Source organism: Ruegeria sp. BI7, from assembly GCF_056537925.1.
The window spans coordinates 733556-759027 of sequence record NZ_JBQFSK010000001.1 but is presented as its reverse complement, the minus strand read 5'-3'; the positions used below and the strand labels follow the sequence as shown (position 1 = coordinate 759027).

Genomic DNA, 25472 nt, shown 5'->3' with positions numbered 1-25472 from the left:
AAAATGCTAGCTATAACTATGACAAAAGAGAAAATTGGGGCAGCGTTGAGCAATGGGCCGTCTAATCAAGTTCCTGTTATATCTGATTTGCCTGGGTTTTATCGGGCTGGTGGCATATGCCTATCTTGGGCCGTTTTTCGGTGCGGATTTCTCGGCGCCGCAAGACGAGATACGAGAGCCGGTAATCCTGAATGTCGAATAAGGCCGCAGTGTTCGCACTGTGTTTGGCCGGTTCGGCGCAAGCGCAGCAGGAACCTCTTTCTGTCATTGATTGGTTGAGCAACCCGCCAGAAAACCTGCCGGGAACCGTTTTGCTGGAACCGCCCGTGACACAGACCGGTGTGCGGCCGGATGTCGAAGTCACACCGCTTGAGGCGCTGTCGCAACCGCTGGGGTTGGTGTCGTCCTCTGTAACGGGCCTGCCTGTGAGCCTATGGCAGAACAGTGATCCCGACCGGTTGGCGCGGCTGATCGCTCGGGTTCCTGTTAAGTACAACCCAGCAATGCAGCGGCTGTTATTCACTCTGCTATTGTCCGAAGCGCGGGCCCCTGCCGGGCCGAGTGCGGAGGAAACCCTCTTGTTAGCTCGCCTCGACCGCTTGATGCAGCTGGGTGCCGCCGATCCAACGCAATCGCTGGTGCAACTGGCCGGACCCACCGACAGCCGCGCGCGGTTTCAGCGTTGGTTCGATGCAACGCTTCTGACCGGGGATGAGGATCGCAGCTGCACAGCGCTCATCGCGCAACCGCACCTATCGCTGGATTATGCAGCCCAGATTTTTTGCAAGGCGCGCCGAGGCGATTGGAACTCTGCCGCGCTAACGCTTGAGGCGGCCCATGCGCTGCAAGTCCTGCCCCCCGAGGATCTGGATGTGCTGGACCGCTTCCTGAGCCCCGAGCTGTTTGAGGATGCCGATTACCTTCCCCAGCCCGACAATCCCGATCCGCTGACTTTTCGATTGTTTGAAGCGATTGGCGAACGTTTGCCCTCGGCCCCTCTGCCGCGGGCTTTTGCCAACGCTGACCTGCGCGATGTGGCGGGCTGGAAAGCCCAGATCGAAGCGGCCGAACGCCTGACGCGGATTGGCGCGCTGACCCCTAACCAGCTATTGGGCTTGTATACCGAGCGTGCCCCGGCGGCGTCGGGTGCGGTCTGGGACCGGGTGTCAGCCATTCAGAAATTCGAAAACGCGCTGGAAACTGGTAAACCCGAAGCCATCGCCATGGCATTGCCCCTTGTGTGGGAACAGATGCGCAGTGTCGGGCTTGAGGTTCCCTTCGCCGATTTATTTGCTGGTCGCCTGTCACAAGTCTCTCTGCCGGATGACAAAGCCGAAAACCTGCGGTGGCGTATCCTGCTGCTGTCCGATCTCTATGAAACCGCAGCCGAGTCTCCGCCGGACAAATCAGAAGATGCGCTTTTTCTTACCGCTTTGGCGCAAGGTGATCCGGGGCGTGCGCGCAGCCCTTCACCTTTGGCCGATGCGGTGGCTCAAGGCTTTGCCTGGGCGGCGCCGATCCCATCGGACATTCAGGCGATGCTGAACAACAACCAGCTGGGCGAAGCTATTCTTGAAACGATGGAAATGTTTGCTCATGGCGCCAGGGGCAATCTGGTCGATCTGACGGCTGCCATTGCGACCCTACGCCAGGTGGGCCTTGAGGATACGGCGCGGCGTGCGGCCCTGAACCTTTTGATCCTGCAGGGCACATGATCATGGCGTCCCCGGCAACTTCTGAGCTTTGGATTTCCTCCTTCCTGCAAGCGCAGGCGGCCGAGCTTGGGGCAGCCAACAATACCCTGTTGGCCTATGGCCGCGACCTAAAGGATTTCGCCGCCTGGCTGCAGCGCCGCAAAACCAACTTTGCCGAGGCAGAGCGGGATCAGATCGAGGCATATCTGATCGACTGCGACACCCAAGGTCTGGCGCAGTCCACCCGTGCCCGACGATTGTCAGCGATCAAACAAATCTACCGTTTCGCGTTCGAGGAAGGCTGGCGCGACACCAACCCCGCCATTCAGATCAAAGGGCCCGGACGCCAAAAACGCCTGCCCAAAACGCTGGACGTGCCCGAGGTGGACCGGCTGCTGCAAGCCGCCCGCCAGACCGGGCGCACCAAGGCAGACCGGGTGCGGAATACCTGCCTGATGGAAGTTCTCTATGCCACCGGTATGCGGGTGACCGAACTGGTCTCGCTGCCCGTTTCATCAGCACGCGGCGATCCGCGCATGTTGCTGGTGCTGGGCAAAGGCGGAAAAGAGCGGATGGTACCCCTATCTCCGCCTGCACGCGACGCACTGGCGGTCTGGCTAATGGAGCGGGATGACGCCGAGGATCAAGTGGTTGCCGATGGCGGCCAGCGATCCAAGTTCCTGTTCCCCTCACGCGGCAAATCCGGGCATCTAACTCGGCATATGTTCTTTCTGCTGGTCAAGGAATTGGCTGTTCAGGGCGGCGTGTCACCGGAAAAAGTCACGCCGCACACGCTGCGCCACGCATTTGCGACGCATCTACTGGCCAACGGTGCCGATTTGCGGTCGATCCAGACCCTGCTGGGGCACGCGGATGTGGCGACTACCGAGATTTACACTCATGTTCTCGACGAACGTCTGGCCGAGCTGGTGTTAGAGCATCACCCACTGGCGAAAGACCCCGACAACAAGGGCTAACCCCTTGATCCGCAGGGGGCGCGCCCCCATAACGGATGCAGCAACACCAACAACCAAGGACCAATGGAACCCTCTTCTTCTCTGATCGACGGCGCATTCTGGTTTACCACAGGCGCCATTCTGCTTTTGCTCGTCCTGTCGGGCTTTTTCTCGGGTTCTGAAACGGCATTGACCGCATCGTCACGCGGCAAGTTGCGGGCGCAGGCCGACAAAGGCTCACGCGGGGCGCAAAAGGCACTGGACATCACCGATGACAATGAACGGCTGATCGGCTCGGTCCTGCTGGGCAATAACCTTGTGAATATCCTTGCCGCCTCGCTGGCCACGGCCTTGTTCACCCGGTTGTTTGGCGAAAGCGGAGTGGCGCTGGCAACGCTTGTCATGACTTTGCTGGTACTGGTTTTCGCCGAAGTTCTGCCCAAGACCTATGCCATTACCAACGCGGAAAAAGCGGCAGCATTGGTCGCGCCGATCATCAGTATTGTGGTGACGGTTTTCTCGCCCATGGTCGCAGCCGTACGCCTGCTGGTGCGCGGTGTCTTGCGTTTGTTCGGTGTTCGGATCGACCCGGACAGCAACATTCTTGCCGTACGCGAAGAAATCGCGGGCGCGCTGCAGCTGGGCCATTCCGAAGGTGTGGTAGAAAAAGAAGACCGCGACCGCATCCTTGGCGCGCTGGATCTGGGTGATCGCACGGTGGAAGAGATCATGCTTCATCGCTCAAATATCGAGATGATTGATGCCGACGACGCGCCCGAGGCCATTCTGCAACAATGTCTGAAAAGCCCGCACACCCGTCTGCCCGTTTTCCGGGATGAGCCGGAGAACATTGTGGGAGTCGTTCACGCTAAAGACTTGTTTCGCGCCATGTACGCCCATGCGGGGGCCAGCGAAAGCGATACCAACCGACTTAAGGAGTTCGATATCTCCAAGGTGGCAAACGACCCCTACTTTGTGCCGGAAACCACGACGCTGGACGACCAAATGCGGGAATTCCTGCGGATGCACAGCCATTTTGCACTGGTGGTCGACGAATACGGATCATTGCGCGGTTTGATCACGCTGGAAGATATCCTGGAAGAAATCGTGGGGGAAATCGCCGACGAGTTCGATATCGAAGAAGACGTTCCGGTGACCCGCACCGAAGACGGGCAGTTTCTGGTCGAAGGCGCAATGACAATCCGCGACGCGAACCGCGCGATGGACTGGTCATTGCCGGATGATGAGGCGAACACAGTCGCCGGGCTTGTCATACATGAGGCACAGATGATCCCGGTGGTAGGTCAGGTCTTCTCATTCCACGGGTTTCGGTTCGAAGTCACCGCGAAGGACGGCAACCGGGTGACCGAGTTGAAAATCCGACCGCTATAACTCGGCTAAAGAAAAAATCGGCGCCCACCATCGGGCGCCGGTTTCATTTCCGGGGTTACGCGAACCAGGTACGGCTAGCGACATAGCCATCCATCAGGTCACCGTTCGCATGTGCCGACCAACCCGTCACCTTGTCCGAGTATCCGTCGATGAACTGATTGAACATCGGGTTAATCAGACCGCCCTCTTCCCAGACGATGCGCGCCATCTGGGCGTAGATGTCTTTGCGTTTAGCGGTGTCCAACTCGGCACGGGCTTTCAATACCAGCGCGTCGAACTCTTCGTTCTTAAAGTTGGTGTCGTTCCAGTCTGCGGTCGACAGATAGCCAACCGACCACATCTGATCCTGCACCGGACGCCCACCCCAGTAGGATGCACAGAACGGTTTGTTGTTCCACACTTCCGACCAGTAGCCGTCCGCCGGCTCACGCTGAATCTCAAGCGGGATACCAGCTGCTTGTGCCGACAGTTGGAACAATTGCGCCGCGTCAAGTGCACCGGCAAACGCGGCGTCAGACACATGCAGAACGATGGGTGAGCCGTCATGACCAGACGCTTTGTAATGCTCAGCTGCCTTGGCCAGATCGAATTGGCGCTGCTCCATCGACGCATCGAACAGCGGATAGGCTTCGTTGATCGGAATATCGTTCCCGACCGAGCCAAAACCGCGCAGAACCTTGTCGACCAGCTCCTCGCGATTGATGGCGTATTTCAGCGCCAGCCGCAGGTCTTTGTTGTCAAACGGTGCGGTGTCGGTGTGCATGACAAAGATGTAATGCCCCCGGCCCGAGGTCGCGTTGATGGTGACACCCGGCGCGCGGCCAAACAGCTTAGCGGTACGCGGTGGCACCACGTTAATGGCGTGTACCTGACCGGCCTGCAATGCTGCCGAACGTGCAGTGTCATCGTTCAGAACAAGGATCTCGTGGCTGTCATAATGGCCAACGCTTTCATCCCAGTGGTTGGCGAACTTCTCGAACGCATAGCGCACTCCAGGTTCATCTGCGGTCACCTTGTAAGCACCGGTCGAAACCCCCTCGCCGGGGTTATCGATCCCGCCACCCGGCTGCATGACCAGATGATAATCCGACATCAGATACGGCAGGTCTGCGTTGGGTGTGGTCAGCGTGATCACCACATAGTCACCGTCGACCCGCACATCCTCGATCCCGCGCATGATGCCCAAAGCACCCGACTGCGAATCTTCGTTCGAGTGGCGCGCTAGGGTCTGCTGTACATCTTCAGGCGTCAGTGTCTTGCCATTGTGGAATTCGACGCCTTTGCGGATCAGGAAAGTCCAGACCTTACCGTCCTCATTCGCTTCCCAGCTTTCGGCAAGGCTTGGCTCGATTCCACCATCAGCAGTGACCACGGTCAGTGTGTTGCCATAGGCCCGCAGCGCCTTGGCCGTCACATGCGACGCCGACAGCGCCGGGTCCAGCGAGTTGGTGCTTTCACCACCCGTCAGCCCCAAAACGAAATGACCGCCTTTTTGGGGCGTCTCGGCCAGACCGGCCTCGGCCCAGATCAGGTTCGCAGCAGTGGCTGTCAGGCCAAGTGCCGCAGCTTTGGCCATGAATTCACGGCGGCTCAGCGCTTGGGGTTGGGGATCAAACTTGCTCATCTTATGTCCTTGTAGAGTAGTTACACAGGTTCCTTCCCGGACGCCTGGTAGATCGATTCCGTAACAGAACCGCGACACCCTTTAGCGGATGTTTTCCGCAGATGCGATTTGCTGCGGCGACACGTTTTGTCGCATTCGGAATTGCATCCTGTTCCCCACTGATCAGACTGGCAAAAACACTGACGGAGGCCTTCATGAAACTTGAAACCCGCGTAGCAGTTATTGGCGGTGGCGTCGTCGGTTGTTCCGTGCTGTACCACCTGACCAAACTGGGCTGGTCCGACGTCATGCTGCTGGAACGCTCAGATCTCACCAGCGGCTCAACCTGGCACGCGGCAGGCGGGTTCCACACGTTGAACGGTGACACCAACATGGCCGCGCTGCAGGGGTACACAATCCGCCTGTATAAAGAGCTGGAAGAGATCACCGGTATGTCTTGCGGTTTGCACCACGTAGGTGGCGTGACTTTAGCCGACAACCAGGACCGGTTCGACATGTTACTGGCCGAGCGCGCCAAGCATCGGTTCATGGGATTGGAGACCGAGATCGTCGGGCCGGACGAGATCAAGAAGATCGCGCCCATCACCAATACAGACGGCATCATCGGTGCGCTGTATGATCCACTGGACGGGCATCTGGACCCATCGGGCACCACTCATGCTTATGCCAAGGCGGCTCGGATGGGTGGGGCCATAATCGAAACGCATTGCATGGTGCGCGAGACCAACCAACGCCCCGACGGCACCTGGGATGTGGTCACCGATAAGGGCACCATTCACGCCGAACATGTAGTCAACGCCGGTGGCCTCTGGGCGCGCGAGGTTGGCGCGATGGCCGGTGTCTACTTCCCGCTGCACCCAATGGAACATCAGTATCTGGTGACAGATTCAATCCCGCAGATCGAAGCGATCATCGACGCTGGCGGAGAACACCCGCATGTCATGGACCCTGCCGGCGAAAGCTATTTGCGGCAAGAAGGGCGCGGGCTGTGCATCGGGTTCTATGAACAGCCCTGCAAGCCGTGGGCTGTCGACGGCACCCCGTGGGAGTTCGGGCATGAACTGCTGCCAGACGACTATGACAAAATCACGGACAGTATCGAATTCGCCTATCGTCGCTTTCCTGTTCTGGCCGAAGCCGGGGTGAAATCGGTGATCCACGGACCGTTTACCTTTGCACCGGACGGGAACCCTCTGGTCGGGCCGGTACCGGGGATGCGCAACTACTGGTCAGCCTGCGGCGTGATGGCCGGATTCAGCCAAGGTGGCGGAGTTGGCCTGACGTTGGCGCAATGGATGATCGAGGGCGAACCGGAACGCGATGTCTTTGCGATGGACGTGGCCCGGTTCGGAGATTGGATCAGCCCCGGGTACACCCGCCCGAAAGTGATCGAGAATTATCAGAAACGCTTCAGCGTCGCCTACCCGAATGAGGAACTGCCCGCCGCGCGCCCGAACCGAACAACCCCGATGTACGATATTTTCAGCGATCTGGGCGCTGTCTGGGGTCAGCAATACGGATTGGAAGTCCCGAACTATTTCGCCCAAGGGGACGAGCCGGGCTATGAAACTCCCTCATTCCGTCGCTCGGACGCGTTTGACGCGACTGGGCGCGAAGTGCGCGCCGTTCGCAACAGTGTCGGCATCAACGAGGTCCACAATTTCGGCAAGTACCGCATTACCGGCCCTACGGCCCGCGCGTGGCTGGATCGGATTATGGCCGGGCGCATTCCACAACCTGGCCGGGTGTCTCTGACCCCGATGCTATCACCTAGGGGTAAACTGATCGGGGACTTTACCGTTTCGTGCCTGGCGGAAGGCGAATTTCAACTGACCGCGTCATACGGCAGTCAGGCGTTCCACATGCGCTGGTTCCTGACACATCAGCAGGACGGCGTACAAATCGATAACATCAGCGACCGGTTGAACGGGTTTCAGATCGCGGGTCCAAAAGCAAAGCAAGTCCTGGACGCCTGCACTCGGGACGATATTTCTGACCTTCGCTTTCTGGATGTACGGCATATGACCGTTGGCATGACTGATTGTATCGTGCAGCGGGTCAGCTATACCGGCGATCTGGGGTACGAGATTTATTGCGATCAGATGGCACAAAGACAGCTCTGGTGGGTTCTATGGCAGGCTGGGCAACCGCACGGGATGGTGCCGTTTGGAATGCGCGCGATGATGAGCCTGCGTCTGGACAAGTTCTTTGGCTCATGGATGAGGGAATTCTCACCTGACTATACCGCCGCGGAAACAGGTCTGGATCGGTTCATATCTTTCTCGAAAAACGCCGATTTCATCGGCCGAACCGCCGCCGAGCAAGACCGATCGCAGGGCCCGGCGCGCAAATTGGTGGCATTTGAGGTGGACGCCGACGACGCCGATGCGAATGCGTATGAACCGATCTGGTTGGACGGTAAGGTTGTTGGCTTCTGCACGTCTGGCGGATACTCGCACCATGCCCAAAGATCGGTTGCAATGGGGTTCTTGCCCGTGGACCGGGTGACTGACGGACTGCAGGTTGAAATCGAAATCCTTGGTCAACTGTGTAAGGCTAGGGTGATCTCGGAACCACTATTTGACGCAGATGGCGCGCGCATGCGGGGATGACTCTGCCCTGTTGCGGCGGCATGGTGGCGGTATGACACAAATACCCATAATTCTATTGGCCGCTGGGCAATCCAGCCGCATGGGCGGCCAGGACAAGTTGTTGCAGATCATCGACGACCAACCCTTGCTACGTCGCGCGGCATTGATTGCCGGGCAAGCCGCACCAGTCATCGTCGCATTGCCCCCCGCCCCGCATCCCAGATACGAAGCGCTTGATGGGCTGGACATGCAAAAGGTCGAAATTCCGGATGCTCTGGAAGGCATGAATGCCAGCCTGCGTGGCGCTTTGGCGCATGTGCCACCCGAGGCTAAAGCCGCATTGATCTTGTTGGCAGATTTGCCGGACATCACAACCGAAGATTTGCATGCAGTGCTATCCGCGGTCCAGGCCCACCCGGACAACCTGATATGGCGTGGCGCCACAGAGGACGGCAAACCGGGTCATCCGGTCATCTTTGATCGCAGCCTGTTTGATCAGCTTAGCCGTTTGACCGGAGACGAAGGCGCGCAATCCGTGGTGCGCGCGCATGCGGACAAGGTGCATCTGCACGCCCTGCCCGCCCAACACGCACTGCTGGATTTGGACACGCCCGCGGATTGGGCGACATGGCGCGCAAAGCGGACCATCTAAAATCGACAGGTCTGAAAGTAAATCGGCCCGGTCGATAACGACCGGGCCGGCACCCAAAACAGGACTACCACTTTTCATCAATCCCGGAAACGCGGCCAATAATGTCTGTCGACACTCTGGCTATTCCGCCGCCGAACCTAAACAAGACCCCCTCGTTAACATGCCGCTCAGCGTTTCCAGTGACTGTGACAAGCCTTGGGCACCCCCTAGTGCCTTTGGCTCCCCCTCGCTTGGGCACATTCATCGTCACCCATCCGTTGGATTCAAACAACGTAAAATTGGAAACAACGGTTAATTTTGCCGATATCAGGATGGTTTTTCCGCAACATTTAATAACGGTGAATCAACCTTAGGATGAGTGACATTTTTGCCCGAAACACCACATTTCACCATTAAGCATAAACCTAATGTGCTATCTGGACTAAATGTTATAAATTGTTTTCGATAACCGCATTAACACTTGAAGGTCGACACAACCAAGACGGTACCACCTAAAAATCGGAGTTTGCGACGGCTCACTTGTTAACGATTTTGATTCAATTCAACCTTTTTTGCGCTTTGGCGTCCAAATCGGCAACAATCCACCGATTCGTACTCAGTGATTCGCACGAATCCTCCGACTCCGGTCCTCGAACGTCGCGATAGAACCGCTAGTTTGTGGCAAAATTAAGATATCTTAACAATTCGCTCAGGAAACACACAGAGTGAAGGCGCATCTCCTGTTTCAACGCGCGGCCGCACCCGCGTGATATAAACAGGAGATAAAAATGAGCATCCGCAAATCCTCACTTCTTTTGCCCGGGACAGCCAGTTGGGTTGGCGCTGGCGCACTGAGCGCCGCATTGCTGGCGACCACCGCCCTGCCCTCGATGGCCGACGAAGCACTGGCCGATCTTGTTGAAAATGTATCGCCCTCGGTCGTCACCATCATCGCCGAACAAGGTGCCACACCGGTTCCCACGCAGGGACAGGAGTTTGACTTTGACCAACACCCGTTCGGAGAATTTTTCAAACGCTTTGGCGCGCCCGAAGGGTTTAACGCCCCGCAGCGTGGACCGGCACAAGGTCTGGGTTCGGGTTTCGTTTTGGACGAAGCGGGTTACATCGTTACCAATCACCACGTCGTAGACAATGCCGATTCCGTAACGGTTCGCATGTCGGACGACCGTACGTTTGACGCCGAGGTTATTGGCACCGACCCGCTGACCGACATCGCAGTTCTGAAGATCGACGCGGATGAAACCCTGCAGGCGGTTAAACTGGGAGACAGCGACGGCATCCGCGTGGGCGAAGACGTCGTAGCCATCGGCAACCCGTTCGGGCTGCATTCAACCGTGACGACCGGTATCGTATCGGCCAAAGGGCGCAACATATCGCAAGGACCATATGCTGAGTTCATTCAGACCGACGCAGCCATCAACAAAGGCAACTCGGGTGGCCCGTTGTTCAACATGGAAGGTGAAGTCGTCGGCGTAAACTCGGCGATCTACTCGCCCACCGGTGGCTCAGTGGGTCTGGGGTTTGCGGTGACATCGAACATTGTGGAACACATCGCGGCCGACCTGCGCGATGACGGCCAGGTCAGCCGGGGTTGGCTGGGTGTGTCGATCCAGAATGTCAGCCCCGAGCTTGCGGCAGCCATGGGCATCGATAGCTCAACCGGCGCGCTGGTTGCAGACGTTGTTGCCGACAGCCCGGCCGAAGGCGTTCTGCAACAGGGTGATGTCATTCTGACCTTCAACGATGAAGTCGTCAATTCCAGTAGCGATCTTCCGGTCCTTGTCGGTACCACCAAAGTGGGCACCGACAGCGTTCTGACTGTTCTGCGCGACGGCAAGGAACAACAGATCGAGTTGACCGTCGGTCAGCATCAAAGCGCATCGGCCCAGATCGATAAGTCAGTGGACGAAACCGTTTCAGGTACTGCATTGGGCGTGACTATTGCACCGCTGACCGACACCAACCGCGCCGAGATGGGTGTGGCTGAAAATGTCGATGGTGTGATCGTCACTGACCTGAAACCCGATAGCCCGGCAGCCAAAGCCGGTCTGCAACGGGGCGATGTGATCGTGAAATTGGGCGGCCAGGAAACCGCAACACCGGACGCGTTGAAGGCCGCTCTGGACAGCGAAAAAACCGACCCCGCGCTTGTTCTTATCAATCGCGGTGGAAACCAGATCTTTGTAGCGGTGGAAATCGCCTGATTTGACACCAGCGCGCGCCACGTGATGGGGAAATCTGGCGGGCGCCTCCTCGGTGGTTTGAATTGTCCGCAAACCGCCGGGACTGCCGGGTGCGATACACCGCACCCGGCAGATTGATTAGCCAACCCATGTGCTTTGCCCAAAAATTGTGTTTAAATCCCGGTAGAAAGGAACTCGCATCATGAGCCGTCGCTTGCTGATCGTGGAAGATGATGAAGATACCCGAGAGTTCATCGCCAAGGGATTTGGCGAAGAAGGTTATGTCATCGAGCAGGCCGAGGACGGCCGAGAAGGTCTGTATCATGCCACCGACGGCGGGTTTGACGCGGTTGTTCTGGACCGGATGTTGCCGGGTTTGGATGGCCTGTCGCTGATCAAATCGATGCGTGCGGCGGGCGTTAAAACGCCGGTTCTGATGCTGACCGCCATGAGCGCCGTTGATGAACGTGTCAAAGGGCTGCGTGCCGGTGCGGATGACTATCTGGTTAAACCGTTCTCGTTCCAGGAATTGCACGCCCGGATTGAGGCCCTTCTGCGCCGACCGCAAGAGGCCGAGGAAAGCCCGACCCTGAATTGCCGCGACCTTGAGATGGACCTGCTGACCCGCAAGGTCACCCGCAACGGGCGCGAAATCACCCTCACCCCGCGTGAGTTTCAGATCCTCGAGTTCTTCCTGCGCCGGAAGAACCGCGTGGTATCGCGCACCATGCTGCTTGAGGGGGTTTGGGACTATCACTTCGACCCCAATACCAATGTGGTCGATGTCCATATCTCGAAACTGCGGCGTCAACTGGACGAAGGCGGCGAGCCGCCGTTGATTGAAACCGTCCGGGGCGCCGGTTACATGATATCTGATGGATAACCTGCGACTTTCCTTCAACAATTCACGCACACGCCTCGTACTGGCCAGCATGGTCCTCAGTACGTTACTGACCGCGACCGTGCTGGCGTTGGTCTATGTAACGGCGAACCGCAGCATCGAAAGCGAGACACGCTCGGTCGTGTCGGCAGAGCTGACAGGGTTGGCGGATGAATACGAACGCCGAGGCCTGATCGGGTTGATGCGGGCGATTGAGCGGCGTCTTCCAACCGCCGCAGACCGCGATGCGTTATATCTTCTGACCGATCGCTTTGGCGTCAATCTGGCTGGCAACCTCAAACAATGGCCCGAGAATATCGCAGCTGGCAGCGGCTGGGTCGATCTGGAACTGCGCCGGGCCGAAAATGATGAATTGGTGCCCGTCTCGGCCGCCTCGGTTCGCCTGCCCGGCGGTGAACGCCTGCTGGTAGGACGCGACGCACTGGCGCGGCAGCAATTCGACCGGGTTTTGCTGCGGTCGGTCGGAATCGCGCTGGCAATTGCCCTGGCGCTGAGTGTACTCACCGGTTGGCTTTTCACCCGCCTGGTCTTTTCTCGCTTATCCGATATCGCCAACACGGCAGAGAACATCGTATCGGGCGACCTAACCCGGCGCATGCCCCTGCGTGGCACTGGGGACGAATTCGATCAGGTATCCGGGACGCTCAACACCATGCTGGACCGGATTGAGGAACTGGTTAGCAATCTACGTACAACGTCAAACTCAATCGCCCACGATCTGCGCTCGCCCCTGTCGCGGTTGAAGCAACGAGTTGAAACGCTGTCTGACCCTTCGAAAACGGATCAAGAGCGCGAGATTGATATCGCGCGGGCCAGTGTTGAAATCGACCATGTGTTGCGAGTATTGGGGCAACTGACCGAAATCTCACGCGCCGAAGCTGGTGTTGGTCGGGAACAATTCGAACCGGTCGATCTGCAGCAACTGGTGGCGGATGTAGTGGAGCTTTACGATCCCGTGGCAGTCGATCAGGGTATCCAGCTTGAGGTCACGGGTACAGCAGCGCCAATACCGGGGCATCGCCCGCTGTTGTCCCAGGCCCTGTCGAACCTGCTGGAAAACGCGATGCGCTATGCGCCGCAGGACACCACTGTCACGATCCACCTTTCCGAAGATGGTGCCTATACAAATCTGAGCGTTCGCGATCGTGGTCCCGGTGTTCCGCAAGAAGACCTGCCGCGCCTGCAAATGCCGTTTGTCACACTGGACCCGGCCCGAACCGAGCGGAATGCCGGTCTGGGCCTGGCCCTTGTCGCTGCGATTTCCCACATGCATGGCGGCGCGTTTGAAGCCAGCAATTGCAATCCGGGGCTTGAAGCGAAAATCAAATTGGCGCGCAAACCCTAAGTGGGTACGCCGTTGATCGCCATTGTCTTGTTTTTATAGCGTTTATCAGCAGTAACATCCTCACCGAACCAATCCGGCGGAGTGTAGGCCATAGCCTCGGCTTCGGTCTCAAATTCCACCTCGACCAATTGCAGCGGGGCCAGATCGCCCTGAAACACGTCCAACTCAAACACGCGCCCGTCGGACAACTGGCCTGTGAAACGTTCCTTTTCCACCCGGCGCCCATCAGTTTCCGGCCAGAACGTTTCGAATTGCTCGGCCGTAATTTCAGCCTCGCGCTCGACCCGCACAATCGAGCCGCCACCTTTGAGGGTTAGGAAGAACCGGTCGTTCTTTTGACGCAGGCGCAGTTCGGTGGAATCGTCGGGCGCAGTCAAATATCCCTGCCGAACGACAGCTTTCTCTGCGCCGCTGAGGTCCGGCAGGTCTGCGACCAAAAACTTGCGTTCAATTTCCATGCTCATTTGCTTGAAATCACTCCGTTTTCCAATTCATCGAACAACGACTGATAGGCAGAGCTGGCGTCACTGCGACCAGCAAAGATACTGACCGGGGCGCGGTTTTGGCCCATACGTTCGATATCGGCGGCAAAAGGTATTTCGGTTTGCAGGAACCGTTTTTTGTACTGTTTACGCATCTTCTCCATCGTTTCCAGATGCAAGGTTTTGCGCCGCTGCACCATCGAAAAGAACGCCCTAATCTTTTTCTTGGGCAGCTTCTGTTGGTCAAAGAAGGCCACCAACTGCGCAAGCGTTCGCTCGGACAAAGTGGTCGGAATGACCGGCACCACGATCTGATCCGCCGCCTTAAAAACGTTCTCGGACAGGGTCGAAAAGTTCGGGGGGCAATCCAGAATGATCACGTCGTAGTCACTGCCGGCGGCGGCCAGAGCCTTTTTCAACCGGGATCGCTTGTTTCGCATACGCGATAGGAACACGTCAAAGTCGCGGAAGGTCAGGTTCGCTGGCAACACGTCCAGCCCTTCGAAATCACTGGCCTTGATAGATTTGGTGAACCGGGAAACATCTTCGAAAAACCGCGCGTCGGTCAACTTTTTTGAAGGTTTTACCCGAAAATAGAACCCCGCCGCACCCTGCGGATCAAGGTCGCACAACAACACGGTGTACCCTGCTTGCGCATAGGCATAGGCCAAGTTTACCGAGGTTGCGGTTTTACCCACACCGCCCTTGTTGCTGTAGCAGGCAATGATCTTCACCAGTCAATCCTCCTTTTGGCGAAACAGGGCTCGGAACAGGTTCTGAATCTCGGGGCTATCGAAATGCTGAAAATTGGCAATCACGTGGTCGCGCTCAGCTTTTTGGCGCTGATCGAGTACGGCGATCAGCCCTCCGGCGGCCATGGCAAGCGGCGCACTTGTCCGATTTCGGGCATCACTTTGAGTGGAAACAAAATTAAGCAGCGCCTCTTGTTGCACCGAATAGTCATTGAACAAACCCAAATTATCTTGCATTTTTTTCAATGGCTTAATGAGCGTTTTGAAATTACTCTTGTCGAACAAAGGCGCAAAGAACTCCATCAGATAGCGCAGCTTCTTGCAGTCTATCCGCAGTTCATGCACCGCCTCGTCTGGAGTTTTCGGGGTAATCCCACGGGCAAGCTTGCATACTTTTCGGTAGCGTTTCCAGATCAACGAACGGGCATAGTCATAAGCTCTGAGCTCGGCGTTGGGTCCGGGTTCCAACCGTTTAGTATCAGCAAACAGTGCTAGAAGTTGCTTCATCTGTCTGCCATAGGCGGCACTGCGCAAACGCCGACTCAGCACAGTAAGTTCGCGGTTACGTTCTTTTTCAAACTGCGCGAACATCGCCTCGGCACCAGGATGAAGGTTAGGCGGTATCAGATTGAAATAAATATCTTTTTCCAAAAGATAGACATCCAAATCCCGCACCCGCCCGGTAGACGCCATCAGGTCCGAGAATTCGCGTTTTAGTGCGCTTGTCTGCTGTGGCGAAAACACGCCTTTGAACAGGCTTAGTACGGACCGCACGCGCCTGAGCGAGACGCGATAATCATGCAGAAATTCCGTGTCTATATCCGCGACAATTCCCGCCTCGTTCTTGCGCGCGACCTCCAGATAGGTGCAGATGATATCCACCGCCACTTCGATCGAGGGTTCCTGTTTGCCCAACTCGATATCGGGTTTGGCATTGTAGGCAGGGAAATCTGCAAAAAGGCCTTGCATGACCACCTCTGCACCTGACGCGCCAGCCGCCAATTCCCCTAGCGCCAAACAGACCTTTTGAAAGGGGCGGTTATACCCGCGCAGGGGTTGAACGGTCAGGATCGTCACCTGCCCGTGGTGTGTGCCCAAAGTCAGGGCGCGGCCGCGAACTTGTGTTTTTTGCAGATCGTCCAATACGGCTAAGGTGCTGCCTTTGATGGTGCCAGAGCCGATACACATAAGCGCGCGCAACTTTGGGAAATCTTTCAACGCCGCGCGGACAGGTCCATCCGGCAAGTCCTGTACGAACATGCCTGTGCCGCCGCCATCCTGAAACAAAAAGTCCCTGTCGTTCAGCAGCTGCAACGAGCCGCCTGTTTCGATCAATAACCGGCCTTTGGCCCGTAGCGACTGATCATGACTGTCTAGCAGGTCAAAGGAGCGGGCAGCGGAAGGCGGTTCAAACGCGATAGTCAACCCCTTAACTAATCCTGAGAATTCGTCCTGGTCGAACTTGCCTGAAAGGACGAACACCCTGCGTTTCCGCCCCATCACCCGCGCCTCGTTTTCAAGGCATCAAGGCTTCGTAGTGCCGTGCCATCGAACTGCCAGCGCGGGTTCTTGCCGTGTCTCTTAGCGGTCTCCCGGTTCTTGAACATCGGCACCCTCATGACAGCATGGTGACATGAAATCGCATACTATTCCGTCTGGCAAGCTTGATGTCTTACTGACCGTGCGTCAGGTCGACAGCCCCTAAACACCCCGCTAAAAGTAGCGCATGTCCGACCCTATCTCCTCAATCCGCAACCTTGGCCCGGCTTACGAACAAGCCTGCGCCCGTGCAGGTATTCATTCGGCACGGGAATTGCGCGAATTAGGTCCCGATAAAGCCTATTCCCGGCTTTTGCAGACAGGAACCAAGCCGCATTTCATCGGCTATTACGTGCTGGTCATGGGGTTGCAGGGCCGCCCGTGGAACGATTGCAAGGGCGATGAGAAAAAGGCCCTGCGGCAGCGGTTCGATGCCATTAAGGCCAGCGTCACCGCGATGCCTGAAACCCAGATGATCTCGGATCTGGATGCAATCGGTGTGCGGGTGTCTGCCGACGACCTCAAGCCGAAATAAAAAGAGCCGCACCCGTAAACGGGAGCGGCTCAAGAATCCGATCTGACGGCGGCTTAGCCGACCAGTTCGATGCCCGAGAAGAAGTAAGCGATTTCAACCGCCGCAGTTTCGGGGGCGTCCGAACCGTGGACCGAGTTTTCACCAACCGATTCAGCAAACTCGGCGCGGATGGTGCCGGGGGCTGCGTCTGCAGGGTTGGTTGCGCCCATGACTTCGCGGTTCTTTGCAATGGCGCCTTCGCCTTCCAGAACCTGAACAACAACCGGAGCCGACGACATGAATTCGCACAGTTCGTCATAGAACGGACGCTCGGCATGCACGTCATAGAACTTGCCAGCCTGAGCTTTGGTCATGTGGATGCGCTTTTGCGCAACGATGCGCAGGCCGGCTTCTTCGAACTTGGCGTTGATCTTGCCAGTCAGGTTGCGACGGGTTGCATCAGGTTTGATGATCGAGAATGTGCGTTCCAGTGCCATGTCGGCCTCTCCTTAACATAAGGCGCGGGGTCGCGCCGAAATCCATCGCGCGCCGCGTAGCACGGTCTGTCTGATATGAAAAGGACTATGATGCGCAGCGGCTCAGATCGTCTCGGGCAGTGGGTCCTGACGGTCCACCCAGCGTACATAAACCACGGCCAACAGTCCGGCAAAGCTGCATGCCCACATCATACCCAAAACCAGAAACGGCCCGTTGTCGGGGCTGACCCATAACCCGGTCAGCGAGGTCAGTACCGCCCCAAGCGCCACGATCATCGCACCTGACAAGCCAGCGGCGCTGCCTGCCAGTTTGGGCCGGACAGACATCAGACCGGCCGAAGCATTGGCGTTGGTCAATCCGTTGCCAAAGCCAACAAAAATAGCCGACGCGAAGAACACCCAGACCGAGCCCAGATCCGCAAGAAACAGCAGAAGACCCAAAAGTGGCCCAGTCGACGCGACGATGCGTCCGATCAGGATCATGGTTGTCAGTGGTGTTCTGGCGGCGATCCGACCCGTGATGAAATTCCCCACCATGAAGCCACCGGTGATGATGCCGATCCCCAATCCCAACATCGCGGGGCTTAGATCGAACCAAGCAGCGGCGACAAGGGGCGCGCCGGTGATGAAACTGTAGAACCCGCCGATCGAAAACGATGCACACAAGGCATAACCCCAGAACCGGCGAGCACGAAAAAGGTGGGGGTATTCACGCAACTGCGCCGCGAAGGTTGAAGAACGGTTGGTATTGGTCTCACCCATATCGACCCACAGCAACAGCAGCATCCCCGCCCCTAAGCCCGAGTACAGAACAAAGCCTGCCCGCCAGCCGAACAGGCCGTCCAGCGCACCGCCTAGCATTGGCCCAAGCATCGGGGCCAGCGCCATCGCCATGGCCACATAGCCCAGTTTACTGGCAGCCTCGTTCGGCGGATGCATGTCCCGGATCGCAGCACTGGAAAGCACCGGCCCGGCCACCACAGCCGCCTGCAATAGGCGAAAGCCCAGAAAGGCCCAGATCGACTCGGCCAATACGCAACCAACCGAGGCCACAACAAAGACCGACATACAGATCAGCAAAACGGGCCTGCGACCAAATCGGTCGGACAACGGCCCCATGATCAGTTGGAATACTGCAGACACCGCCAGATATCCGGCCACCGACAGATTCACCAATGCATAGTCGACCTGAAAATCCCCGGCCATTCGGGCCAGCGACGGCAGGAACATATTCAACGTCAGCACGGAAATCGCCGTGGCGAACACCAAAGTGACCAGAGAGGGAGGCGAAGAAGCCGCGCGCATGTTAAAACCGTCAAAATCCAACCGGACCAGCGCTAGCACATAGGCTGACCGATGAACATGCCAACCCGCTGGCGGCGTCTGACATGCTCTGTTATGAGCGGCTCATGTTACGGATCGAAGACATCACCTATGCGGTCGAAGGCCGCCCCCTGTTTGACGGTGCCAGCGCCACCATTCCCGATGGCCACAAGGTTGGTCTGGTGGGGCGTAACGGCACTGGCAAGACCACTCTGTTCCGCTTGATCCGGGGCGAGTTGGCGCTGGAATCGGGCAATATCGTGTTGCCGAAACGCGCACGGATCGGCGGCGTGGCGCAAGAGGTCCCCTCGTCCGACGTGTCGCTGATCAACACGGTTCTGGCCGCCGACACCGAACGCAGCGCGCTGATGACCGAGGCCGACAGCGCCGAAGACCCCGCGCGCATTGCCGAGATTCAGACCCGGCTGGCGGATATCGACGCGTGGTCTGCTGAATCCCGCGCGGCCTCGATCCTCAAGGGTCTGGGATTCGATGACGGAGATCAATTGCGCCCCTGTTCCGACTTCTCGGGCGGTTGGCGGATGCGTGTGGCACTGGCGGCGGTGTTGTTTTCGCAGCCCGACCTATTGCTGCTGGACGAACCGACCAACTATCTGGACCTAGAAGGCGCACTGTGGCTGGAAAGCTATCTGGCGAAATATCCGCATACGGTGATCATCATCAGCCACGACCGCGGGTTGCTGAACCGTGCGGTGGGCTCGATTTTGCATCTGGAAGACCGCAAACTGACCTATTACGCGGTGCCTTATGACAAATTCGCTGAACGCCGGGCGGAGCGACTGGCCCAGGCGGAATCTGAGAACGCCAAGGCCAAGGCCCGCATCGCTCACCTGCAGAGCTTCGTGGACAGGTTTCGGTACAAAGCATCGAAAGCCGTTCAGGCCCAGTCGCGCCTGAAGATGATCGAACGCATCCAGCTGGTCTCGACCCCACAAGAGGCCGCTTTGCGGGCGTTTTCCTTCCCCGAGCCCGAAGAGTTGTCACCCCCGATCATCCAGATCGAAGGCGGTGTGACTGGCTATGGCGAAACCGAAGTGCTGCGCCGTCTGAACTTGCGCATTGATCAGGACGACCGCATCGCGTTGTTAGGTAAAAACGGTCAGGGTAAATCGACGCTATCCAAGCTGCTATCCGACCGCCTGCCCCTGATGGCGGGGAAGATGACCCGCAGCAACAAACTCCGCATCGGGTATTTCGCACAGCATCAGGTGGATGAGCTGCACGTGGACGAAACACCGCTGGACCACCTGCGCCGTCTGCGCCCGGACGAGGCTCCGGGCAAATGGCGATCACGTCTGGCCGGGTTCGGGCTGAACGCGGATCAGGCGGAAACGCTGGTTGGGCGCCTTTCGGGCGGCCAAAAGGCCCGCTTGTCACTGCTGATCGCAACCATCGACGCGCCTCATATGCTAATCTTGGACGAACCGACCAACCACCTGGATATCGAAAGCCGCGAGGCGCTGGTCGAGGCGCTGACTGAATACTCCGGCGCAGTCGTTCTGGTCAGCCACGATATGCACCTGCTGTCACTGGTCGCGGACCGGCTTTGGCTGGTCTCGGACGGAACGGTCAAACCCTTTGACGGAGACCTTGAGGCTTATCGCGCCATGCTGCTGGCCCGTGACAAACCGGTCAAAGAGAAACCCAAGGCAGCGAAACCCAAACGCCCTTCGCGTGATACGATGCAGGCCCTGCGCGCCGATCTGCGCAAATGCGAGGACCGGATTGAAAAGCTGACGGACATGCATGAGAAACTGTCCGCAAAACTAGCAGATCCGGCATTGTACGAAGACGACCGCATCAACGATCTGGAAACCTGGAACCGGAAATTTGCCGAAGTGGTTGAAGCCATGAAAAAGGCCGAGACTTTGTGGGTGGCAGCCGCCGAACGACTTGAACAGGCAGAAACAGCAGCATGATAGACAGCGCATTCCTTATCACCGCGTTCACGACGCTTTTCGTGGTCCTCGACCCGCCGGCCCAAACACCTATCTTTGTGGCGTTGACCCAGGGCATGGACTGGCACACCCGTCGCTCAATCGCGATCAGGGCCTGTTTGACAGCAGGTGTGATTTTGGCCGCCTTCGCCGCCTTCGGTGAGGCCCTTCTGGGGTTTGTAGGCATCTCGATGGAAGCGTTTCGCGTCGCAGGGGGCGTTCTGTTGTTTCTGACCGCGCTCGACATGCTGTTTGAACGCCGCACCAAACGTCGGGAAAACAGTGCCGAGGAAGAGGAACATCCGGATCCATCGGTATTTCCGCTGGGTATTCCACTGATCGCTGGCCCCGGCTCGATTGCGACCATGATCCTGCTGGCAGGTCAGCAGCCCGGCATTCAGGGCTTGGCCGTGGTCGTCGGAGTAATGCTGGTCGTGTTGGCAATGGTCTTTGTGATGTATCTGACATCTGGGGCGGTGGCACGTGTATTGGGCAAAACCGGGCTGAATGTGTTGACCCGGCTGCTGGGCATGCTGCTGGCGGCGCTGTCGGTTCAGTTTATTTTGGACGGGCTCAAGGCCTTTGGCTTTGCGTCGTAAATCCCCATATAGATTAAAGTAAGCGTGGTAAGGGGTACGGCATGGACGGCGACAGCATTGGACGTTTGGTATATCTGGCCGTGCTTGGTGCGGCAGTGGTGGCGTGGTTCGTCTCGCAGAACCGTCAGTCTCTGAACAAGACCATGCAACAGGCGATGGCTTGGGTGTTCATTTTCGTCGGTGCCATTGCCGTTGTCGGACTGTGGGAAGACATCCGATCAACCGTTAGCCCTGCCCCGCAGATGACTGTCACTGGCGAAACGATCGCGGTGCCTCGGGCACGTGACGGCCATTATTACCTGCCCGTTGTGGTGAACGGAGAGCCGATAACCTTTCTTGTCGACACCGGTGCCAGCCAGATCGTGCTGAGCGATCAGGACGCCCGACGCATTGGTATTGACCCTGACCAACTGAACTATCTCGGCCGCGCCTCGACCGCGAATGGAGAGGTCCGCACCGCACCCGTTCGGCTGGATAGCCTTGAGCTGGGGCCGATCACCGATCACAACGTCTCGGCCTGGGTCAACGAAGGCGATTTGCGCCAATCGCTGCTGGGCATGGATTATCTGCATCGCTTTTCGAATATCCAGTTCGCGGATGGCCGTCTGATCCTGTCTCGTTAAAGGGTCTGCGGCGGCATTTCCGAATTGAGAACAAAATAAGAACATGCTAAGCTGCGGGCATGTCTACAAACCTTCTTGGCCGCAAACCTGCGCGTGAGGCGCCGGGGCTGACCCTACACCCTCAGATCACTCTGCAACTGGCCCGCGTGCACGAGGCCTGCGGCCCCGCCCGGCGCAGCTTTGCCATGTGGTTGGCCGGCCAGGCGCAGGGGCCGGTGCTGTGGATTTCCCCAGCGTGGGAGTCCGGCCAATTGAACCCGGACGGGATGATGCCCTTTGCCGATCCTGCCCGGTTCCTGTTCGTCCGCCCCACCCGCGCCGAAGACCTGCTGTGGTGCATGGAAGAGGCGCTGCGCAGCGGGGCCATTCCGCTGATCATCGGCGACCTGCCGGGCGCACCGGGGCTGACGCCGGTGCGGCGCATGCATCTGGCTGCTGAACAGGGTGGCACGATGGGGCGGGCGCCGCTAGGGCTGCTGCTGACGCCCGGCGACGGTGGCGCGCAGGGGGTCGAGACCCGCTGGCACATGGCCGCGAACCATCAGGGCGAGGCCCGCCGCTGGACCCTGACCCGCCGCCGCGCCCGCGCCCTGCCTCCGGTCAGCTGGCACGCCACCCAGATCAAACCGCGCGCCGGGCTGAATCTGACCCGGACCGAAGCCGAAGATGTTTTGGTGTGACACATCACGCAGTTCACGCAACTTGTGACTGGCAAAAGCCGGACCCCCACCCTAGCGTGCCAGCATGAGCCATCCAATCCATGACAGTCGATATTCCTGGCTTCGCCTTCTGATCACGCTTGGCATCGCCATGGTCGCGAATGCCGGTATGTGGGCGGTGGTCGTGGTGATGCCCGCCATTGAGGTACAGTTCAACGCCGGAAGAGCCGAAGTGTCGATGCCCTACACGCTCGCCATGATCGGCTTTGCGTTGGGTAATATGTGGCTGGGGCAACTGGTGGATCGGCTGGGCGTGACCAAAGCGCTGATCGGGGCTTCTGTGCTAAGTGCAGTCAGCTATCTATTGGCGACATTGGCCCCGAACATGTTGATGCTCTCGGTGGCGCATCTATTGATGGGCTTGGGCGCATCCATCGGGTTTGGCCCCTTGATCGCGGACATTTCCCATTGGTTCATGCGGCGACGCGGGATCGCCGTCGCGCTGGTCGCCAGCGGAAACTACCTGTCTGGGGCCATCTGGCCCACCCTGCTGGCCGGAATTCTGGCCCGAGAAGGGTGGCAGCAAGTCTACCTGACATTGGCCATCGTGACACTGGTCGTTGTTATACCTCTTTCCTTACTACTAGGCCGTAAGGTTCCGGACGAAGCCCACAGTACTGCAGCTGCTACTGCTCAAATTAATACGCGCAGCGTTGGAATACCTCCGCGCACCCTTCAATACATCCTGGGTCTGGCCGGGATCGGCTGTTGCGTAGCCATGTCCATGCCACAAGTTCATATCGTGTCCTATTGCGTCGGGCTGGGCTATGGCCCTGCGGTCGGGGCCGAGATGTTGTCACTAATGCTGTTGGGTGGTGTCCTCAGCCGGATCGTTTCGGGGTTGGTCGCCGACAAGTTGGGTGGGATCAGGACCTTGCTTATCGGTTCTACCCTGCAATGCATCGCCCTGTTTCTATTCCTGCCCTATGATGGGATGGTCTCGCTTTATGTCATCAGTATGCTGTTCGGGCTGGCGCAAGGTGGGATCGTGCCTAGCTATGCCTTAGTGGTGCGCGAATACATGCCCCCGAAAGAGGCCGGCGCACGGGTGGGGTTCGTCCTGATGATGACCATCATGGGTATGGCTTTGGGCGGGTGGATGTCCGGGTGGATATACGACGTGACGGGAAGCTATCAGTTGGCCTTCGTCAACGGCCTTCTTTGGAACGGGTTGAACATCGCCATCCTGCTGATGCTGCTGCACCGCTCGCGCCCTCGCGGGCACGGGGCGTTGGCATGAGCCTGCTGTCCCGGCGCATCGTTCTGGCCGGGTTGGCCGCCTTGCCCATGGCGCGTCCGGCCCAAGCTGCGCTTACTCAATACGAGCTGGTGTCACAGGGCACATCCGTCGACTTTACCTTTGATCTGTCGGGCCTTGCACAATCCGGCACCATGCCAATCCAGTCGGCGGATATTCAGATCGACTTGAGCAATCTGATCAACAGCCGCGTCAGCGTGACCCTGAACGCGGCTGAAGCCCGCACCAGATTACCCTTTGCCCGAACCGCAATGCTGAGCGCCGGGGTGCTGGACGTTGAGAACTTTCCAACCATTCACTTCACGTCAACCAAGGTGCAGCTTGGCGAAGGCGGTCGAATTTCGCGCGGGGCAGAGATTACCGGAGACCTGACCCTGCGCGGCGTGACCCGCCCAATCACCCTGCAAGCCAACCTTCATCGACCGCCGGGCAGTGCCGCAAATATCCTGGATATGCTCTCGATCCAATTGACCGGCTCGCTCAATCGCCACGACTTTGGGGCGTCCGGCTATGCCGATCTGGTACAGGACACCGTCGGGCTGGACATCCGGGCGGAAATCAAAAAGGCCGAATAGGCAAAAAACGACGCGCCCGCGTCGATTAGGCGCGCGCATCACCGGCAAATTCCGCCAAGGTGCCCCCATCATGCGTACGATCATTTCTTTTGCCGCCCTCTTTCTTTCAGTCATTCTGCTGCAACTTTCCACAGGTGGCGTCGGGCCGCTGGACGCCATCTCGGGCATTACACTGGAATTCACGACCGAGCAGATCGGTCTGCTGGGCTCGTCCCATTTCCTAGGCTTTTTCATTGGTTGCTGGTGGGCCCCGAGACTGATGGGGAATGTCGGCCACTCTCGCGCCTTCGCGGTCTGCACGGCTTTGGGCGCAATGGGGTTGATCGGGCACACCCTGACAGACAACCCCTATCTATGGGCCGCATTGCGGATCGCTTCGGGCACCTGTGTGGCGGGCTGCTATACCGTGATCGAGGCCTGGCTGAACGCCAAGGTCACCAACGAAACCCGTGGCCGGGCGATGGGAACTTATCGGTTCGTGGATATGGGGGCGTCACTGGGGGCGCAGTTGATCATCGCCGTACTGCCGCCCGCCTCATACGTGTCTTATAACCTGTTGGCGATTTTGTGCTGTGCCGCCCTGTTGCCGCTGACCCTGACCCGCGCCAGTCAGCCGATCACACCTAACGCCCCCCGCTTGCGGCCCAAACTGGCCTGGCGCAGTTCGCCCCTTGCTGTGGCAGGTGTGATTGTTGCGGCGCTCAGCTCAGCCTCGTTCCGAATGGTCGGTCCGGTTTATGGGCAAGAGGTCGGACTAGGCGTGGATCAGATCGCGTTCTTCCTGGCCTCATTTGTTCTGGGTGGGGCGCTGGCGCAATATCCGCTGGGATGGTTGGCCGACAAATTCGACCGGCGCTGGGTACTGATCTGGTTGTCTGGTGCTGCCGTGCTTAGCTGTGGCGTTACAATGGCCGCCAGCGGAACCGGCACCTTGGGCGTCATGCTGGCCGCTGCCATTTTTGGCCTGACAACTTTCCCGATCTTCTCGGTGTCATCGGCGCACGCAAATGACTTTGCTACCACCGAGGAACGGGTCGAATTATCAGCCGCGTTGATGTTCTGGTACGCGCTAGGGGCTATTGCGTCGCCCTACATTTCGTCCACCCTGATCCAGCAATTCGGTCCAAGTGCCCTGTTTGCTTTCGTGGCAGCCGGGCATCTGGTTTTGATCGTGTTTGGCCTGGCCCGGATGCGGTCTCGCCCAACACCGGACGAGCGGACCAACTATGTTTACGCCCCACGCACTTCGTTCACCATCGGGCGGTTGTTGAAAAAGTCGCGCGAAGATTAAAGGG

At 58.2% G+C, this 25472-nt stretch carries 23 protein-coding genes; 17 read left to right on the top strand and 6 right to left on the bottom strand.

The window, feature by feature from the left end; genetic code table 11:
- Positions 1-52: 52 nt before the first annotated feature.
- From ACR0JB_RS03780 to ACR0JB_RS03765, 4 genes are all read left to right on the top strand, one after another.
- Positions 53-202 (top strand): hypothetical protein, encoded by a 150-nt coding sequence (locus ACR0JB_RS03780; RefSeq protein WP_170348465.1) that lies wholly within the window; start codon positions 53-55, stop codon positions 200-202.
- The gene (locus ACR0JB_RS03775; RefSeq protein ID WP_170505060.1) at positions 192-1715 is read left to right on the top strand and encodes a hypothetical protein; all 1524 of its coding nucleotides are present in this window, start codon (positions 192-194) and stop codon (positions 1713-1715) included. The genes ACR0JB_RS03780 and ACR0JB_RS03775 overlap by 11 nt, the downstream gene beginning before the upstream one ends.
- Before the next feature lie 2 nt (positions 1716-1717).
- Positions 1718-2671, top strand: a complete 954-nt coding sequence (locus tag ACR0JB_RS03770) for a tyrosine recombinase (RefSeq protein ID WP_480643717.1) — start codon at positions 1718-1720, stop codon at positions 2669-2671.
- Between the two features lie 63 nt (positions 2672-2734).
- A complete protein-coding gene (locus ACR0JB_RS03765) occupies positions 2735-4042 on the top strand; it encodes an HlyC/CorC family transporter (protein WP_170358106.1) in 1308 nt (435 codons plus the stop codon).
- A 55-nt stretch (positions 4043-4097) separates the two neighbouring features.
- Here the strand turns inward: ACR0JB_RS03765 and ACR0JB_RS03760 are convergent, their stop codons facing one another.
- Entirely contained in the window at positions 4098-5666 is a 1569-nt protein-coding gene (locus ACR0JB_RS03760) for an ABC transporter substrate-binding protein (protein ID WP_170393756.1), read from the bottom strand.
- Positions 5667-5860: 194 nt separating this feature from the next.
- On the opposite strand from ACR0JB_RS03760, the gene ACR0JB_RS03755 reads away from it, so the two are divergent.
- The 5 genes from ACR0JB_RS03755 to ACR0JB_RS03735 all read left to right on the top strand — a co-directional run bounded on the left by ACR0JB_RS03755 (position 5861) and on the right by ACR0JB_RS03735 (position 13338).
- Positions 5861-8278, top strand: coding sequence for a GcvT family protein (locus ACR0JB_RS03755; RefSeq protein ID WP_170393754.1), 2418 nt, complete (start codon positions 5861-5863; stop codon positions 8276-8278).
- A 31-nt stretch (positions 8279-8309) separates the two neighbouring features.
- Positions 8310-8909, top strand: a complete 600-nt coding sequence (locus tag ACR0JB_RS03750; RefSeq protein WP_170393752.1) for a nucleotidyltransferase family protein — start codon at positions 8310-8312, stop codon at positions 8907-8909.
- 767 nt (positions 8910-9676) lie between these two features.
- The gene (locus tag ACR0JB_RS03745; RefSeq protein WP_170393750.1) at positions 9677-11113 is read left to right on the top strand and encodes a DegQ family serine endoprotease; all 1437 of its coding nucleotides are present in this window, start codon (positions 9677-9679) and stop codon (positions 11111-11113) included.
- A gap of 181 nt (positions 11114-11294) precedes the next feature.
- Positions 11295-11975: a response regulator transcription factor gene (locus ACR0JB_RS03740; RefSeq protein WP_170348457.1), complete on the top strand. Its 681-nt coding sequence runs from the start codon at positions 11295-11297 to the stop codon at positions 11973-11975.
- Positions 11968-13338, top strand: coding sequence for a sensor histidine kinase (locus ACR0JB_RS03735; RefSeq protein ID WP_170393748.1), 1371 nt, complete (start codon positions 11968-11970; stop codon positions 13336-13338). The genes ACR0JB_RS03740 and ACR0JB_RS03735 overlap by 8 nt, the downstream gene beginning before the upstream one ends.
- On the opposite strand, the gene ACR0JB_RS03730 is transcribed toward ACR0JB_RS03735, so the two are convergent.
- Genes ACR0JB_RS03730 through ACR0JB_RS03720 form a run of 3 tightly spaced genes read right to left on the bottom strand, consistent with a single transcriptional unit; the run spans position 13335 to position 16054 of the window.
- Positions 13335-13796 carry a CYTH domain-containing protein gene (locus ACR0JB_RS03730; protein WP_254442392.1) on the bottom strand — a complete coding sequence of 154 codons (462 nt, stop codon included), beginning with the start codon at positions 13794-13796 and terminating at the stop codon, positions 13335-13337. The two genes, ACR0JB_RS03735 and ACR0JB_RS03730, sit on opposite strands and share 4 nt — an antisense overlap.
- 2 nt (positions 13797-13798) lie before the next feature.
- Positions 13799-14554 carry a ParA family protein gene (locus ACR0JB_RS03725; protein ID WP_170393744.1) on the bottom strand — a complete coding sequence of 252 codons (756 nt, stop codon included), beginning with the start codon at positions 14552-14554 and terminating at the stop codon, positions 13799-13801.
- Positions 14555-14557: 3 nt separating this feature from the next.
- Complete coding sequence (locus ACR0JB_RS03720) at positions 14558-16054, bottom strand: CHAD domain-containing protein (RefSeq protein ID WP_170577476.1); 1497 nt, start codon at positions 16052-16054, stop codon at positions 14558-14560.
- A 244-nt stretch (positions 16055-16298) separates the two neighbouring features.
- Between ACR0JB_RS03720 and ACR0JB_RS03715 the strand changes: the two genes are divergently transcribed.
- Positions 16299-16646 (top strand): TfoX/Sxy family protein, encoded by a 348-nt coding sequence (locus tag ACR0JB_RS03715; RefSeq protein ID WP_170348452.1) that lies wholly within the window; start codon positions 16299-16301, stop codon positions 16644-16646.
- A 53-nt stretch (positions 16647-16699) separates the two neighbouring features.
- On the opposite strand, the gene ndk is transcribed toward ACR0JB_RS03715, so the two are convergent.
- Together ndk and ACR0JB_RS03705 are read right to left on the bottom strand one after the other, a co-directional pair.
- A complete protein-coding gene (gene ndk, locus ACR0JB_RS03710; protein ID WP_008757405.1) occupies positions 16700-17122 on the bottom strand; it encodes a nucleoside-diphosphate kinase in 423 nt (140 codons plus the stop codon).
- A gap of 102 nt (positions 17123-17224) precedes the next feature.
- Positions 17225-18427, bottom strand: coding sequence for a multidrug effflux MFS transporter (locus ACR0JB_RS03705; protein ID WP_480789687.1), 1203 nt, complete (start codon positions 18425-18427; stop codon positions 17225-17227).
- A 104-nt stretch (positions 18428-18531) separates the two neighbouring features.
- Between ACR0JB_RS03705 and ACR0JB_RS03700 the strand changes: the two genes are divergently transcribed.
- From ACR0JB_RS03700 to ACR0JB_RS03670, 7 genes are all read left to right on the top strand, one after another.
- Positions 18532-20385: an ABC-F family ATP-binding cassette domain-containing protein gene (locus tag ACR0JB_RS03700; RefSeq protein ID WP_170374964.1), complete on the top strand. Its 1854-nt coding sequence runs from the start codon at positions 18532-18534 to the stop codon at positions 20383-20385.
- On the top strand, positions 20382-21002 hold the full coding sequence (locus ACR0JB_RS03695; protein WP_170348449.1) for a MarC family protein: 621 nt from the start codon (positions 20382-20384) through the stop codon (positions 21000-21002). Before ACR0JB_RS03700 ends, ACR0JB_RS03695 begins: the two co-directional genes overlap by 4 nt.
- A gap of 41 nt (positions 21003-21043) precedes the next feature.
- Positions 21044-21625, top strand: coding sequence for a retropepsin-like aspartic protease family protein (locus ACR0JB_RS03690; RefSeq protein WP_170393737.1), 582 nt, complete (start codon positions 21044-21046; stop codon positions 21623-21625).
- A 59-nt stretch (positions 21626-21684) separates the two neighbouring features.
- The gene (locus ACR0JB_RS03685) at positions 21685-22305 is read left to right on the top strand and encodes an ImuA family protein (RefSeq protein WP_170348447.1); all 621 of its coding nucleotides are present in this window, start codon (positions 21685-21687) and stop codon (positions 22303-22305) included.
- 64 nt (positions 22306-22369) lie between these two features.
- Positions 22370-23584 (top strand): MFS transporter, encoded by a 1215-nt coding sequence (locus tag ACR0JB_RS03680; protein WP_170393735.1) that lies wholly within the window; start codon positions 22370-22372, stop codon positions 23582-23584.
- Positions 23581-24177 carry a YceI family protein gene (locus ACR0JB_RS03675; RefSeq protein WP_170393733.1) on the top strand — a complete coding sequence of 199 codons (597 nt, stop codon included), beginning with the start codon at positions 23581-23583 and terminating at the stop codon, positions 24175-24177. The genes ACR0JB_RS03680 and ACR0JB_RS03675 overlap by 4 nt, the downstream gene beginning before the upstream one ends.
- Positions 24178-24247: 70 nt before the next feature.
- Positions 24248-25468 carry an MFS transporter gene (locus tag ACR0JB_RS03670; protein ID WP_170348444.1) on the top strand — a complete coding sequence of 407 codons (1221 nt, stop codon included), beginning with the start codon at positions 24248-24250 and terminating at the stop codon, positions 25466-25468.
- The last annotated feature ends 4 nt before the right edge of the window (positions 25469-25472 follow it).

What these genes read in the sequence shown, in the direction of transcription:
- ACR0JB_RS03780 (WP_170348465.1), top strand. Translation starts at nt 53, where the DNA reads ATGGGCCGTCTAATCAAGTTCCTGTTATATCTGATTTGCCTGGGTTTT.
- ACR0JB_RS03775 (WP_170505060.1), top strand. Translation starts at nt 192, where the DNA reads ATGTCGAATAAGGCCGCAGTGTTCGCACTGTGTTTGGCCGGTTCGGCG.
- ACR0JB_RS03770 (WP_480643717.1), top strand. Translation starts at nt 1,718, where the DNA reads ATGGCGTCCCCGGCAACTTCTGAGCTTTGGATTTCCTCCTTCCTGCAA.
- ACR0JB_RS03765 (WP_170358106.1), top strand. Translation starts at nt 2,735, where the DNA reads ATGGAACCCTCTTCTTCTCTGATCGACGGCGCATTCTGGTTTACCACA.
- ACR0JB_RS03760 (WP_170393756.1), bottom strand. Translation starts at nt 5,666, where the DNA reads ATGAGCAAGTTTGATCCCCAACCCCAAGCGCTGAGCCGCCGTGAATTC.
- ACR0JB_RS03755 (WP_170393754.1), top strand. Translation starts at nt 5,861, where the DNA reads ATGAAACTTGAAACCCGCGTAGCAGTTATTGGCGGTGGCGTCGTCGGT.
- ACR0JB_RS03750 (WP_170393752.1), top strand. Translation starts at nt 8,310, where the DNA reads ATGACACAAATACCCATAATTCTATTGGCCGCTGGGCAATCCAGCCGC.
- ACR0JB_RS03745 (WP_170393750.1), top strand. Translation starts at nt 9,677, where the DNA reads ATGAGCATCCGCAAATCCTCACTTCTTTTGCCCGGGACAGCCAGTTGG.
- ACR0JB_RS03740 (WP_170348457.1), top strand. Translation starts at nt 11,295, where the DNA reads ATGAGCCGTCGCTTGCTGATCGTGGAAGATGATGAAGATACCCGAGAG.
- ACR0JB_RS03735 (WP_170393748.1), top strand. Translation starts at nt 11,968, where the DNA reads ATGGATAACCTGCGACTTTCCTTCAACAATTCACGCACACGCCTCGTA.
- ACR0JB_RS03730 (WP_254442392.1), bottom strand. Translation starts at nt 13,796, where the DNA reads ATGGAAATTGAACGCAAGTTTTTGGTCGCAGACCTGCCGGACCTCAGC.
- ACR0JB_RS03715 (WP_170348452.1), top strand. Translation starts at nt 16,299, where the DNA reads ATGTCCGACCCTATCTCCTCAATCCGCAACCTTGGCCCGGCTTACGAA.
- ndk (WP_008757405.1), bottom strand. Translation starts at nt 17,122, where the DNA reads ATGGCACTGGAACGCACATTCTCGATCATCAAACCTGATGCAACCCGT.
- ACR0JB_RS03705 (WP_480789687.1), bottom strand. Translation starts at nt 18,427, where the DNA reads ATGCGCGCGGCTTCTTCGCCTCCCTCTCTGGTCACTTTGGTGTTCGCC.
- ACR0JB_RS03700 (WP_170374964.1), top strand. Translation starts at nt 18,532, where the DNA reads ATGTTACGGATCGAAGACATCACCTATGCGGTCGAAGGCCGCCCCCTG.
- ACR0JB_RS03695 (WP_170348449.1), top strand. Translation starts at nt 20,382, where the DNA reads ATGATAGACAGCGCATTCCTTATCACCGCGTTCACGACGCTTTTCGTG.
- ACR0JB_RS03690 (WP_170393737.1), top strand. Translation starts at nt 21,044, where the DNA reads ATGGACGGCGACAGCATTGGACGTTTGGTATATCTGGCCGTGCTTGGT.
- ACR0JB_RS03685 (WP_170348447.1), top strand. Translation starts at nt 21,685, where the DNA reads ATGTCTACAAACCTTCTTGGCCGCAAACCTGCGCGTGAGGCGCCGGGG.
- ACR0JB_RS03680 (WP_170393735.1), top strand. Translation starts at nt 22,370, where the DNA reads ATGAGCCATCCAATCCATGACAGTCGATATTCCTGGCTTCGCCTTCTG.
- ACR0JB_RS03675 (WP_170393733.1), top strand. Translation starts at nt 23,581, where the DNA reads ATGAGCCTGCTGTCCCGGCGCATCGTTCTGGCCGGGTTGGCCGCCTTG.
- ACR0JB_RS03670 (WP_170348444.1), top strand. Translation starts at nt 24,248, where the DNA reads ATGCGTACGATCATTTCTTTTGCCGCCCTCTTTCTTTCAGTCATTCTG.